This is a genomic window from Pseudoxanthomonas sp. YR558, from assembly GCF_900116385.1.
GTDB lineage: Bacteria > Pseudomonadota > Gammaproteobacteria > Xanthomonadales > Xanthomonadaceae > Pseudoxanthomonas_A.
In genome coordinates, this window is record NZ_FPCI01000002.1 from 886,191 (window position 1) to 898,798 (window position 12,608).

Annotated in this window: 10 protein-coding genes; 6 read left to right on the top strand and 4 right to left on the bottom strand. The window is 68.7% G+C overall.

Annotated features, from left to right (window positions below; all coding sequences use genetic code 11):
* The first annotated feature begins 41 nt into the window (after positions 1–41).
* The 4 genes from BM365_RS15755 to tldD are packed head-to-tail and all read left to right on the top strand — an operon-like array spanning position 42 to position 7,498.
* Positions 42–641, top strand: coding sequence for a Maf family protein (locus tag BM365_RS15755; protein ID WP_093490428.1), 600 nt, complete (start codon positions 42–44; stop codon positions 639–641).
* Between the two features lie 13 nt (positions 642–654).
* Complete coding sequence (rng, locus tag BM365_RS15760) at positions 655–2,142, top strand: ribonuclease G (protein ID WP_093490429.1); 1,488 nt, start codon at positions 655–657, stop codon at positions 2,140–2,142.
* 24 nt (positions 2,143–2,166) lie between these two features.
* Positions 2,167–5,997: a YhdP family protein gene (locus BM365_RS15765; protein ID WP_093490430.1), complete on the top strand. Its 3,831-nt coding sequence runs from the start codon at positions 2,167–2,169 to the stop codon at positions 5,995–5,997.
* Between the two features lie 58 nt (positions 5,998–6,055).
* Positions 6,056–7,498 carry a metalloprotease TldD gene (tldD, locus tag BM365_RS15770; protein ID WP_093490834.1) on the top strand — a complete coding sequence of 481 codons (1,443 nt, stop codon included), beginning with the start codon at positions 6,056–6,058 and terminating at the stop codon, positions 7,496–7,498.
* Between the two features lie 23 nt (positions 7,499–7,521).
* Here the strand turns inward: tldD and yjgA are convergent, their stop codons facing one another.
* Positions 7,522–8,073 carry a ribosome biogenesis factor YjgA gene (gene yjgA, locus BM365_RS15775; protein WP_093490431.1) on the bottom strand — a complete coding sequence of 184 codons (552 nt, stop codon included), beginning with the start codon at positions 8,071–8,073 and terminating at the stop codon, positions 7,522–7,524.
* 96 nt (positions 8,074–8,169) lie between these two features.
* Here yjgA and pmbA point away from each other — a divergent pair, with 96 nt between their 5' ends.
* Positions 8,170–9,528, top strand: coding sequence for a metalloprotease PmbA (gene pmbA, locus BM365_RS15780; protein WP_093490432.1), 1,359 nt, complete (start codon positions 8,170–8,172; stop codon positions 9,526–9,528).
* A 117-nt stretch (positions 9,529–9,645) separates the two neighbouring features.
* Positions 9,646–10,023 carry a DUF4870 domain-containing protein gene (locus tag BM365_RS15785; RefSeq protein ID WP_093490433.1) on the top strand — a complete coding sequence of 126 codons (378 nt, stop codon included), beginning with the start codon at positions 9,646–9,648 and terminating at the stop codon, positions 10,021–10,023.
* Positions 10,024–10,091: 68 nt separating this feature from the next.
* Here BM365_RS15785 and BM365_RS15790 read toward each other — a convergent pair whose 3' ends face one another.
* Genes BM365_RS15790 through tilS form a run of 3 tightly spaced genes read right to left on the bottom strand, consistent with a single transcriptional unit; the run spans position 10,092 to position 12,560 of the window.
* A complete protein-coding gene (locus tag BM365_RS15790) occupies positions 10,092–10,970 on the bottom strand; it encodes a polyprenyl synthetase family protein (protein WP_093490434.1) in 879 nt (292 codons plus the stop codon).
* On the bottom strand, positions 10,960–11,220 hold the full coding sequence (locus BM365_RS15795) for an exodeoxyribonuclease VII small subunit (RefSeq protein WP_056878301.1): 261 nt from the start codon (positions 11,218–11,220) through the stop codon (positions 10,960–10,962). Before BM365_RS15795 ends, BM365_RS15790 begins: the two co-directional genes overlap by 11 nt.
* Positions 11,221–11,264: 44 nt before the next feature.
* The gene (tilS, locus tag BM365_RS15800; protein ID WP_093490435.1) at positions 11,265–12,560 is read right to left on the bottom strand and encodes a tRNA lysidine(34) synthetase TilS; all 1,296 of its coding nucleotides are present in this window, start codon (positions 12,558–12,560) and stop codon (positions 11,265–11,267) included.
* Between the last annotated feature and the right edge of the window lie 48 nt (positions 12,561–12,608).

Below are 12,608 nucleotides of genomic sequence, written 5' to 3' on the forward strand. Positions count from 1 at the left end.
CAGGACCCATTCAGTCAGGTGCCGCGGGTTATTCTTCTTCGATGCTCTACCTGGCCTCCCAATCCCCCCGCCGTGCCGAACTGCTGACCCGCCTGGGCTTCGTGTTCGGACGGATCGATCTCGACATCCCCGAACACCGCCAGCCCGGCGAACCGGCCATCGACTACGTGCGCCGTGTGGCTCGTGAGAAGGCGGGTGCCGGCCTGCTGAAGGTCGTGGCCACGCCCGGCGCGGTCGTGCTGGGGGCGGACACCGAGGTCATCCTGGGCGACGAGGTGTTCGGCAAGCCTGCCGACGAACTCGAGGCTGCCGCCATGCTGCGCCGGCTCTCCGGCCGCACCCATCAGGCCGTCTCGGCGGTATCGGTGGTCAGCGCCGGCCGCGAAGCGCAGGCCCTGGTGGTCACGGAGGTCAGCTTCGCCGAGCTCGACGATGCCGAGATCGCGGCGTACGTCGCCAGCGGCGAAGCGATAGGCAAGGCCGGCGCCTATGGCATCCAGGGGCGCGCCGAGCAGTTCGTCACCCGCTTGGCCGGCAGCTACTCGGCGGTGATGGGCCTGCCCCTGCACGAGACCGCGAAGCTGCTGCGCGAATTCGGCATCCACCCGTCGCCGGCCACGGCCGCCCACGCCACAGCCTGAGGGAAGGACCCCGATGTCGGAAGAAATCCTGGTCAACGTCACCCCGCGCGAGACCCGCGTCGCGGTGATCGAAAACGGCATGCTGCAGGAACTGCACATCGAGCGCGGCTGGCGTCGCGGGGTGGTGGGCAACATCTACAAGGGCAAGGTGCAGCGGGTGATGCCGGGCATGCAGGCCGCATTCGTCGAAGTGGGCCTGGAACGCGCCGCGTTCCTGCACGCCAACGACATCGTGCGGTCTTCGCCGGGCGCCGTCGTCGAAGGCGAAGAGGCACCGATGCCCGCGCCGCCGCCGGCACCGATCATGGATCTGCTTCGCGACGGCCAGGACATCGTCGTGCAAGTGGTGAAGGACCCGATTGGCAGCAAGGGCGCGCGCCTGACCACGCAGATCAGCATCCCGTCGCGTTACCTGGTGCTGCTGCCGCAGTCCAAGGTGATCGGGGTGTCCGCGCGCATCGAGGACGAAGCCGAGCGCCATCGCCTCAAGCAGGTCGTCACCGAACTCGCCGGTCTGCACGGCGGCCACGGTTACATCATCCGCACCAATGCCGAAGGCCAGCCGGCCGAGGCGCTGGCCGAGGACATCGCCTATCTGTCGCGCGTCTGGAACGTGGTCGAACGCCGCGGCCGCGAATCGCCCTCGTGCAGTGTCCTGTACGAAGACCTCAGCCTGCCGCTGCGCGCCGTGCGCGACCTGATCCGCAAGGACGTGGAGAAGGTGAAGGTCGATTCGAAGGAAACCCACGAGCGGCTGCAGGCCTTCGTCGCCAAGTACATGCCGGTGCTGGCGGAGCGCATCGAACTCTACGCCGGCGAGCGCCCCATCTTCGATCTGTACGGGGTCGAGGACGAAATCGGCCGCGCGCTGGACAAGCAGGTGCCGCTGAAGTCCGGCGGCTACCTGGTGATCGACCAGACCGAGGCGATGACGACGGTCGACGTGAACACCGGTTCGTTCCTCGGCCAACGCAACCTCGAAGAAACCGTCTACCGCACCAACCTGGAGGCTGCCCAGGCGGTCGCTCGTCAACTGCGGCTGCGCAACCTGGGCGGCATCATCATCATCGACTTCATCGACATGACCGATCCGGAGCATCGCCGCCAGGTGCTGCGCACGCTGGAGAAGTCGCTGGCGAAGGACCATGCCAAGACCACGGTGTACGAGTTCTCGCCGTTGGGCCTGGTGGAGATGACGCGCAAGCGCACGGTGGAAAGCCTGGCGCGCCAGCTGTCCGAGCCGTGTCCGGAGTGCAGCGGTCGCGGCAGCATCAAGACCGCCGAGACGGTCACCTACGAGATCTTCCGCGAGATCACCCGCGCGGTGCGTCAGTTCGAAGCGGCGCGCCTGCTGGTGATCGCGTCACCGAAAGTGGTGGCGCGGATCACCGACGAGGAATCCGCCGCGGTGGCCGAGCTGGAGGAATTCCTTGGCAAGTCGATCCGCTTCCAGGCGGACGAGCAGTATCTGCAGGAGCAGTTCGATGTCGTGCTGCTCTGACGCACGGAGCGGGGCGCGCCGCTGATGCCCACGCCGCTGCGCCGCCGCCTGCGCCTGGCCCGCCGGGGTGCCGTTTACGGCATCGCGGTCGTGCTCGTGTGCATGGCCGTGGTGCTCGGCATCGCCAGCCAGGTGTTGCCGCTGGCCGAGCGCCACCCGGATCGCATCGCAGCGTGGCTCAGCGAGCGCGCCGGCCGGCCGGTGGCCTTCGATGCGGTCAAGACGCAATGGACGCGGCGCGGCCCGCTGCTGCAGCTCGATGGCCTGCGCCTGGGCGAAGGCGATGCCGGCGTGCGCATCGGCCAGGCCGAAGTGCTGGTGTCGATGTACGGCGGACTGCTGCCAGGGCGTTCCTTCACCGAGCTGCGGCTGCGTGGCCTGGCGCTGACGCTGCAGCGCGGCGAAGACGGCAAGTGGTCGGTGCGTGGCCTGCCAGGCCAGCAGCAGGCCGGTGACGATCCGTTGCAGAGCCTGGAAGGGCTGGGCGAACTGCAGGTGATCGACGGCCGGCTCGCTATCGTGGCGCCTTCGTTGGGTTGGGATATCCAGGTGCCGGACATCGATCTCCGACTGCGCGTGCAAGGTGATCGCGTGCGTGCCGGGACCCGTGCCTGGATCCGCAAGGATGCGGCGCCGATCAATGTCGCGGTGGATTTCGATCGCAAGGCCGGCGATGGCCGCGCGTATCTCGACGTCGTGGCCGACGACATCGGCGCCTGGGCCCCCTTGCTGCGCTACGCCGGCGTGGTGGCCGAACGCGGCAACGGCCGCGTGCGCGCATGGACGGAATTGCGCCGCCATCGCGTGGTGCTGGTGACCGCCGACGCGCAGTTGCGCCAGGTGGGTCTGCGCGGCGCACCGCTGCCGGCATCCGCTGCGCCGACGCGCGTCGCGTTCGATCAGTTGGAAGGCCGCATGCGTTGGCGGCTTGTCCAGGGCGGTTGGCGTCTCGATGCGCCTCACCTGCGCGCGGGTAGTGCACCGGCAGTGCAGACGCTGGATGGCCTGGTGCTGGCCGGCGGTGCGCAATACGCGTTGCTCGCCGACGAAGTGGATGCCGCGCCGTTGTTCGCGGTGCTGGGCCTGAGCGATAAGGTCGATCCGGGCCTGCGCCGCTGGTTGGTCCAGGCGAAGCCGGGCGCACGGCTCGCACGGCTCGCGTTGTCGGGTCGTCGCGATGGCGCGATGCATGGTGAAGGCACGCTGCGCGACATTTCCTTCGCGGCCGTCGGCGATGCGCCGGGGCTCAGCGGGCTGGCGGGCGACTTCGATGGCGACGCGGCCGGGTTCCGGCTGAAGCTGGATCCGGCCTCGCGCATGCGCTTCGACTGGCCGAGCGGCTTCGCCGTCGTACACGACGTCAGGCTGCAGGGCGAGTTGGTGGGTTGGCGCGAAGGCCAGGGCTGGCGCGTGGGTACGCCCGCCCTTCAGGTTCAGGGCAAAGACTACGCCGCCGACGTGCGTGGCGGGATGTGGTTCCAGGGCGACGGCACGCGGCCGTGGATCGATCTGGCCGCCGATCTCGCAGATGCACCGGTACCGGTGGCGAAAGGATTCTGGATTCACCACAAGATGTCCAAGGGTGCCGTGGACTGGTTGAACGGCGCGCTGGTCGGCGGCACGGTCCGCGATGGCCGCGCGATCGTGACCGGCGATCTGGACGACTGGCCCTTCACCCGTCAGAACGGTCGGTTCGAAGCGGTGGCGCGCATCGAAGGCGGACAGTTCAAGTTCCAGCACGAGTGGCCGCAGGTGGAGCAGGTGCATGGCGACATCGCCTTCATCGGCAACGGCTTCCAGTTGAAGGGCCGTGGCGTACTGGCGGATGTCGCGATTCCCGCCTTCGAGGCCGGTATCGCCGATTTCGGCGCGGGCGACCTGAAGATCACCGCGCGTACCGATACCGATGCAGGCAAGCTGCTCGCGATGCTGCGGCAGAGTCCGCTGCACAAGACCTACGGCGACACGCTCGATCATCTGCAAGCGAAGGGACCGGTGGCGGCGACATTCGACCTGCTGCAGCCGCTGCATGCCGACGAACAGGCGCGCAAGAAGCTCGCCGGCACCGTGGAGTTGAAGGGCGCGCAGCTGGCGGAGAAACGCTGGGACCTGGTGTTCGACAATGTCCGCGGCAAGGCGAAGTACGACGATGGCGGATTCGCGTCCGGTCCGTTGCAGGTGATGCACGACGGACAGGCAGGCGTACTCGGCCTGCGCGCGGGCAGCGGCACGCGCGATCGCAACCAGGCGTTCGAAGCCGACCTGACCGCCGTCGTGGATGCCGACCGCCTGCTCGACCGCGCGCCCGAAGTGGCTTGGCTCAAGCCGTACATGGACGGGCGCTCTTCCTGGACGGTGGGCGTGAACATTCCGCGCACGCCGACCGGGAAGCCAGAAGCACCCACGCAGCTCAACCTCACCTCCGATCTTGTAGGCACGGCGATGAGCCTGCCGGCGCCGTTGCGCAAGGCAGCGACCGCGCCGCTGCAGACGACGGTGCGCGCGCCGCTGCCGATGGGCAGCGGGCAGATCGATGTGGCGTTCGGCGACCTGCTCGCACTGCGTGCCCGCGCCAGCAACGGACAGACCGGCGTGCGCGTCGTGCTGGGCAGCGATGAAGTGAAGGAGGCCGCGCCTGCGTCGGGGCTGATCGCCACCGGTCGTGCCGGTACGCTGGATGCGATGGAATGGGTGGCGCTGGCCAAGGGCGGTGGCGAAGGCGATTCGCTGCCGCTGCGGCATATCGACATCACCGCCGAACGCTTGCTGATGATCGGTTCCGTGTTCCCCGATACGCGATTGCAACTGGCGCCCGCGCAACAGGCGCTGGCCGTGTCGCTGGATGGCGACGCGCTGTCCGGGGCGCTGCTCGTGCCCGATGCGAAGGGCGCGGCGATCGCCGGCAAGCTGGCGCGCGTGCACTGGCGCAAAGCGCCTGCCATCGACACGGGCGCCGCCGCCGCGACCGCACGTGGCATGACCGACGACATCAATCCGGCCGAGATTCCGCCGTTGTCGCTGGATATCGAAGACCTTCGTTTCGGCGATGCGAGCCTCGGCGCGGCCAAGCTACGTACGCGCCAGCAGGCCGATGGCATGCACATCGACCAGTTGCAGCTCCGCTCACCTGGTCAGCACATCGACGTGAGCGGACAGTGGACCGGCATGGGCGAGGCGGCGCGCACCCGTTTCAACGCCGACGTGAAAAGCGAGAACTTCGGCGTGCTGCTCGACGACCTGGGATTGGGCGACCGCGTCGGCGGCGGCCATGGCCAGATCACCGCGCAGGCCGGCTGGCCGGGCAGTCCGGCAGCATTCCGCCTGGCTTCGCTGGAGGGCAGCGTGAAGCTCGCCGCGCGCGATGGCCACTTGCTGGAAGTAGAGCCCGGTGCGGGTCGCGTGCTCGGCCTGCTGAGCGTGGCGGAAGTGCGCCGCCGCCTGATGCTCGATTTCAGCGACTTCTTCTCGAAGGGCTTCGCGTTCAACCGCATCGATGGCGACATCCGCATCGCCGGCGGGCTGGCGCGCAGCGACAACCTGGTGATCGACGGCCCTGCGGCCGAGATCCAGATCCGCGGCGACACCGATCTGCGCAGCGAACGTTTCGACCAGACCGTCGACGTGAAACCCAAGTCCGCCAACGTGCTGACCGCCGTCGGTGCCGTCGCCGGCGGCCCGATCGGCGCGGCGGTGGGCGCGGTGGCCAATGCGGTGCTGAAGAAACCGCTGGCCGAGATGGGCGCGAAGACCTACCGCGTCACCGGGCCCTGGAAGTCGCCGAAGGTCGAAGTGGTCGGCCGCGAGCAGTCGCGCGTCGTGAACGACGACCGCAACGCCGCCGCCGGCGCTCCCTGAACCGGCCCGACGCGCGGCGTCCTTGCCGTTGCCGTCCTCCACCCCCATTGTGATGTCCATGACCCTGCCGATCGCCCTCGCCGAATCCCGCCTCCTTCTGCCTGCCGGCCTGGCCTCGTCCAGCCTGGATCGCGCGTTCGGTGCCCTGCTGGGGCCCGGCGTCGATTTCGGCGACCTGTATTTCCAGCACGCACGCCGCGAGAGCTGGACGGTCGAGGACGGTATCGTCAAGGATGGTGCGCATTCCATCGAACAGGGTGTCGGTGTTCGCGCGATCTCCGGTGAGAAGACCGGCTTCGCTTACTCCGACGACATCAACGCGCAAGCTTTGCTGGGCGCGGCGAAATCGGCACGTGCCATCGCACGCGACGGTGCCGCGCATGCGCCGCGCACGTTGGTGCGCAGCGAAGGCCGCGCGCTGTACACCAGCGACGATCCCATCGATGGGATGGACAACGAGGCCAAGGTCGAAGCGCTGCGCGCGGTGGACCGTTTCGTGCGCGCCGCCGACCCGCGCGTGCAGCAGGTCACGGTGAGCCTTGCGGGCGGCATCGACACGGTGCTGGTGGCGCGCAGCGATGGCGTGCTCGGCGCCGACGTGCGGCCGCTGGTGCGTCTCAACGTGCAGGTGATCGTGGAGCAGAACGGGCGCCGTGAATCCGGCTATGCCGGCATGGGCGGGCGCTACGGTTATGCGGAACTGTTCGCCGACGGCAAGCCCGAAGACCTCGCGCGCGAAGCGCTGCGCCAGGCGCTCGTGAACCTGGAGGCGATCGATGCGCCCGCCGGCATCATGCCGGTGGTGCTGGGCAGCGGCTGGCCCGGCGTACTGCTGCACGAAGCCGTCGGCCACGGCCTGGAAGGCGACTTCAACCGCAAGGGCACCAGCGTGTATGCCGGACGCATCGGCGAGCAGGTCGCGTCGAAGGGCGTCACCATCGTCGACGACGGCACGCTGCCGGGTCGCCGCGGTTCGCTCAACATCGACGACGAGGGAACGCCGACGAACTGCACTACGCTGATCGAGGACGGCGTGCTGGTGGGCTACATGCAGGACTCGCTCAACGCGCGCCTGATGGGCGTAGCGCCGACCGGCAACGGCCGCCGCGAATCGTTCGCGCACCTGCCGATGCCGCGCATGACCAATACCTACATGCTGGCCGGGCAGCACGATCCGGAAGACATGATCCGTTCGGTGAAGAAGGGCCTGTACGCGGTCAACTTCGGTGGCGGCCAGGTCGACATCACCAGCGGCAAATACGTCTTCTCCGCGACCGAGGCCTACCTGATCGAGGATGGCCGCATCACCGCGCCGGTGAAGGGCGCCACGTTGATCGGCAACGGACCGGAGACCATGCAGAAGGTGAAAATGGTCGGCCACGACCTGGCGCTCGACGCGGGTGTGGGCGTGTGCGGCAAGGACGGGCAGAGCGTGCCGGTAGGCGTGGGCCAACCGTCGTTGCTGATCGAAGGCCTGACAGTGGGTGGTACGAAGGCGTGAAGCCGCGTCGCGACGCGATGCCTTCAGTCTTCCTCGCCCGCTTCGTCGTCGTGACCGGGGACCGAGAGGGCGTCTTTGATCTCGCGGAACAGTTCGCGGAACGCACGCGGCGGTTTGTTCTTGGCGCGCTCGTCGGTGGCGTTGCGCACCAACTGGCGAAGCTTCTGACGATCGGCCGTGGGGAACTCGCCCAGCAGCTCCGCCAGCGCATCGTCACCCCCGGACAGCAGGCGGTCGCGCCACTGTTCGGCACGGTGCAGCAGGGCCGTCTCGCGGCGCGCGGCTTCGCCGCCTTCGTCCATCGCGTCGCGGATCGCTTCCAGTACGTCGTCCTCTTCCCGCCGCATCTGCTTGGCGAGGAATTGAAGCTGGCGTTTGTGGGCGATGTGCGAGGTGATGCGCTGCGTTTCCACGATGTGCGGCATCAGCTCTTCCGGAATCGGCAGGCGCGCCAGTTGCGCGGCCGGCAGCGCCACCAGCTTCTCGGCCAGGCTGCGGATCTCCAGGGCTTCGCCCCGCTGCTGGGTGCGGCTCGGGCCAAGGAATTCGCCGGTTTCGGGGTCGCGTCCGCGCATGGTGAAGCCTCTCTTTCGCTCCCGCATCGCGCGGGAGCCTGACCAGGGTACCGATCCGGCGCCACGGCGCGGATCACAGGACACAAGGATAAAGCATTGAACGCCACCCTCCCGACCACCGCCGACGACAGCCTCGCAAGGCTCGAACGCCTGGAATCGCTGTCGCAGCGCCTGCTGGCGCGTGCGAAGGCGTCCGGCGCCACCCAGGCGGAAGTGAGCTGCAGCGAAGAGACCGGGCTCAACGTCAATGTGCGGCTGGGTGATGTGGAGACGGTGGAATCCACCCGCGACCGCGGCATCGGCGTGACCGTCTACTTCGGCCAGCGCAAGGGCAGCGCCAGCACCGCGGACCTGCGCGAGGAGAGCCTGGAGGCGACGGTGGCGCAGGCCTGCGCGATCGCGCGCTTCACCGAGGACGACGAAGCCGCCGGCCTGGCCGACGCGGCGCTGATGGCCCGTGAGTTCCCCGACCTGGATGTGTGGCACCCGTGGGCGCTGGACATGGATCAGGCTGTGGATCTGGCGCTCGCCTGCGAGGCGGCGGGCCGCGACCTGGACGCGCGCATCGCCAACTCGGACGGCGCCTCGGTCGGCAGTGGCGAAAGCCTGTCCGTGTACGCGAACTCGCACGGCTTCATCGGCCGCGAACGCGAGACCCAGCACACTCTCGGTTGCGCGCTGATCGCCGGTCAGGGCGATGCCATGCAGCGCGACGGCTGGTACAGCACCGCGCTGTCGCACCTGGCGCTCGAGGCGCCGGACGCCATCGGGCGCAAGGCTGCCGAGCGCACGCTGTCCCGCCTGCAGCCGCGCTCGCTGGCTACTGGCCAGCATCCGGTCCTCTTCTCCGCAGAAGTAGCACGTTCGCTCGTGGGCCACCTGCTCGGCGCGGTGTCGGGCGGCGCGCTGTACCGACGCGCCAGTTTCTTGCTGGATCAAGTGGGCCAGCGGATCTTCCCTGAGTGGTTCGCCATCGAAGAGCTTCCCTTACTCCGGCATGGGCTGCGCTCGGCGGCGTTCGACGCCGAAGGCGTGGCGACGAAGCGCTCGCATATCGTTCGCGATGGCGTACTGGAGCGCTACCTGCTGGGCAGCTATTCGGCGCGCAAGCTGGGCCTGCAGACCACCGGCAACGCCGGCGGCGTGCACAATCTGCAGGTGAAGGCGAACGCGGGCGGCTTCGACGAACTGCTTGCGGGCATGCGGACCGGCCTGCTGGTCACCGAGCTGATGGGGCAGGGCGTGAACGGCGTGACCGGCGACTACTCGCGCGGTGCGGCGGGCTTCTGGGTCGAGGATGGCGCCATCGCCTACCCGGTCGACGGCATCACCATCGCCGGCAATCTCAAGGACATCTTCGCGGGCATCGAGGCCGTGGGTACTGACGTCGATCGCCGCTCGCACGTGGCCATCGGTTCGGTCCTGGTCGGTCGCATGACAGTAGCGGGCGAGTGATCGCAGGTTGGGGGAAACCCTGACCGAAACCGTCCCTGATTCCCGTTATCCTTGCCGAGGGGTACCCGTAGCGCAGCCACGGGGCCCGACCACCGCATCCATTCCGGGGAAACTTGCATGAGCGAATTCGAGAACGTCACCGCACCGCCGCCGCCGCCTTCGGGCGCCGCGCCGCAGGAAGACCGCACCATTGCCCTACTGACGCACCTGTCGGGCATCCTCTTTGGCTTCATCGTGCCGTTGATCATCTGGCTGGTGAACAAGGACAAGACGGACAAGGGCTGGTTGAACGACCAGGCCATCGAGTCGTTGAATTTCCAGATCACCGTCTTCATCGCCTTCGTGATCTCGTGGATCCTGGCGTTCGTCCTGATCGGCCTGCTGCTGATGCCGCTGATCGGCATCGCGAACCTGGTGCTGTGCATCATCGCGGGCATGAAGGCGAACAACGGCGAGGCCTACCGCTACCCGTTCGCGCTGCGCCTGATCAAATAAGCGTCACGCGTATCGCCCATGAAAAAGCCCGGCATCGCCGGGCTTTTTCTATGCGCGCGCCGCGTCGTTCAATGCGCGCGCCGCACCGTCAGTTCACCCAACGCGCGCAAGGCATCGGCGCGCGTGTCGTACGGCGCCAGCGCGGCCTGCATCGTGGCAGCGAGTTCTTCCAGTTTCGTCTTCGCTCCGTCCATGCCCAGCAACGCGGGATACGTGGACTTGGCCTGTGCCTGGTCCTTGCCGGCGGTCTTGCCGAGCTGTTCGGAGCTGGCCTCGATGTCGAGGATGTCGTCGCGGACCTGGAAGGCCAGGCCCAGCGCCGTGGCGAACGCGTCCAGGTGCGCCAGTGTGTCGGGCCCGACAGTGCCGGCCAACGCGCCCATCCGCACGGACGCGCGGATCAAGGCGCCGGTCTTCAACGCATGCATGCGTTCCAGCGCATCGAGCGTCTGCACCGTGCCGGTGGCGTCGATGTCCAGCGCCTGCCCGCCGCACATGCCGGCCGCGCCCGAAGCTTGCGCGAGCGCTGCCAGCCAGTCCACGCGGCGCGCGGCCGAGGCGGGCGCGGAGGCCAGCACTTCGAAGGCGCGCGTCTGCAAGGCATCGCCGGCCAGGATCGCCGTGGCTTCGTCGAAAGCGATATGGACCGTGGGCTTGCCGCGACGCAGGTCGTCGTCGTCCATCGCCGGCAGGTCGTCGTGGACCAGCGAATACGCGTGGATCAGCTCCACCGCCAGCGCGGGCGCGTGCAGGTCGGCTTCGTCGGCGCCGACCAACGTACCGGTCGCGTAGACGAGCAGGGCGCGCATGCGCTTGCCGCCCCCGAGGACCGCATGGCGCATCGCCTGGTGCAGGCGTTGCGGCGCGGCATCTGCCGGCGGAAGCGCGCGGTCGAGGTGGTCTTCCAGGCCCGCCGCCCAGGCGGCGAAGCGGGGATCAGCGGCCATCGGGCGCCGGGGCGAAGGGCTCGCCGTTCTCGGGCTGCTCGGGATCGCTCAACAGCCTGACCCGCAGTTCGGCCTGCTCCAGCGCGGTCTGGCACTGCCGGTACAGGCCCACGCCGCGCTCGTAGGCGGCGAGCGATTCTTCCAGGCTCATGTCGCCGTGTTCCATCTTGTCGACCAGCTTCTCCAACTCGTCCAGCGATTGCTCGAAGTGGGCGACGGGGGAGGCGTCCGGGGTGTTCTTCTTGGCCATGCGACAAGTGTGGGGATCGACTCCTGCCAGGTCAACGCGGGGCGTCAGCCACGCTGCCAGGCGAGGCGGGCGCCCTGCGTGCGCAACCACGCATCGCCGTCCGCTGAAAGCACGAGGTCGCCAGCGGCCCACAGGGCGTCCTGGTGCCACAGCAGCGGCAGCTGGCGGCGTTCCCACGGCGGAACGCCGAGCGACTGCAGGACGTCCTTCAAGGCATGCGTGTGCATTCGCCCGGGCAGCGTGATCCGTTCGCCACCTTGCCGTGCCGTGAGGGTCAGCGACATGTCGAAGCCACTGCTGCTACCCTCCAGGCTGAGTTGGCCGCCATCGGGCAGCGTGTACGGTGCGCTGCCATCCCAGGCGGCCTGCCAGTCTTCCGGCAATGCGGGCCGCTGGCGTTCCGCATGCAGCAGGTCGCGCCAGCGCCGCACGACGGCGTCCTGCCAGGCGAACGACGCCTGCGCGTCCGCGCGGGCACCGAGCAGGTGCGCTTCGATCTGCGCGATACCTTCGGCGGGCAACGGCGGCAGCGACAAGGTATCGATCCAGCGCCGCAAGAGGCGCGCACGCTGTGCCGGATCCGATGCGCGAAGGCGCTCAATGCGCAGTGCGGCGGGGTCTGCGGTGGCCGCGTCCGCGAGCAGTCGGGCATCGTGGTGGGCCAGCAGGTCGGCGGTATCCGCGTTCAGCGCCGCGCTGCGTGCGAAAGCGGCAGCGGCATGCGGCCAGCGCCGCGCCAGCAGCGGTAGCACCTCGTGGCGGAGGAAGTTGCGATCGAGTTCGGTCTGCGCGTTGCTGGGGTCCTCGATCCATGCCAGCCCACGCGCACGCGCGTATGCCTGCAGATCGTCGCGCGGTGTTTCCAGCAGTGGCCGCCACAGCCAGCCGGGGCCGAACGCGCGCCATGGGCGCATGGCGGCCAGGCCGTCGGGGCCAGAGGCGCGCAGGGCGCGGAGCAGGAACGTTTCGGCCTGGTCGTCGCGATGGTGCGCGGTGGCCAGGATGTCGCCGTCCGCCATTGTCTCGACGAATGCTGCGTGGCGTGCGGCGCGTGCGGCGGCCTCGGGGCCGTTACCTTGTCGGTCTACCCGGACGCGCGCAATGCGCAGCGGCACATCGAGCGTACGACAGACCTGCGCGCAGTGTTCGGCCCAGGCGTCGGCTTCGTCCATCAGGCCGTGATGGACGTGCAGCGCACACAAGCCCCGGTCGCGGATCGCCATATCGGCGGCGAACCGGTGTAACAGCACGGTGGAATCCCGCCCGCCACTGAAGGCCACCCGGACGCGACCCGCCGTCGGGGCAGGCAACAGGTCCAGCGATGTGGATGCCGCGTCCATGCCCGCATGCTAGCGGTGATGCGCGCCGCACGGGAAACTCTGTGATGG

What these genes read in the sequence shown, in the direction of transcription:
- BM365_RS15785 (WP_093490433.1), top strand. Translation starts at nt 9,646, where the DNA reads ATGAGCGAATTCGAGAACGTCACCGCACCGCCGCCGCCGCCTTCGGGC.
- BM365_RS15790 (WP_093490434.1), bottom strand. Translation starts at nt 10,970, where the DNA reads ATGGCCGCTGATCCCCGCTTCGCCGCCTGGGCGGCGGGCCTGGAAGAC.
- BM365_RS15795 (WP_056878301.1), bottom strand. Translation starts at nt 11,220, where the DNA reads ATGGCCAAGAAGAACACCCCGGACGCCTCCCCCGTCGCCCACTTCGAG.
- yjgA (WP_093490431.1), bottom strand. Translation starts at nt 8,073, where the DNA reads ATGCGCGGACGCGACCCCGAAACCGGCGAATTCCTTGGCCCGAGCCGC.
- tilS (WP_093490435.1), bottom strand. Translation starts at nt 12,560, where the DNA reads ATGGACGCGGCATCCACATCGCTGGACCTGTTGCCTGCCCCGACGGCG.
- BM365_RS15755 (WP_093490428.1), top strand. Translation starts at nt 42, where the DNA reads ATGCTCTACCTGGCCTCCCAATCCCCCCGCCGTGCCGAACTGCTGACC.
- tldD (WP_093490834.1), top strand. Translation starts at nt 6,056, where the DNA reads ATGACCCTGCCGATCGCCCTCGCCGAATCCCGCCTCCTTCTGCCTGCC.
- BM365_RS15765 (WP_093490430.1), top strand. Translation starts at nt 2,167, where the DNA reads ATGCCCACGCCGCTGCGCCGCCGCCTGCGCCTGGCCCGCCGGGGTGCC.
- rng (WP_093490429.1), top strand. Translation starts at nt 655, where the DNA reads ATGTCGGAAGAAATCCTGGTCAACGTCACCCCGCGCGAGACCCGCGTC.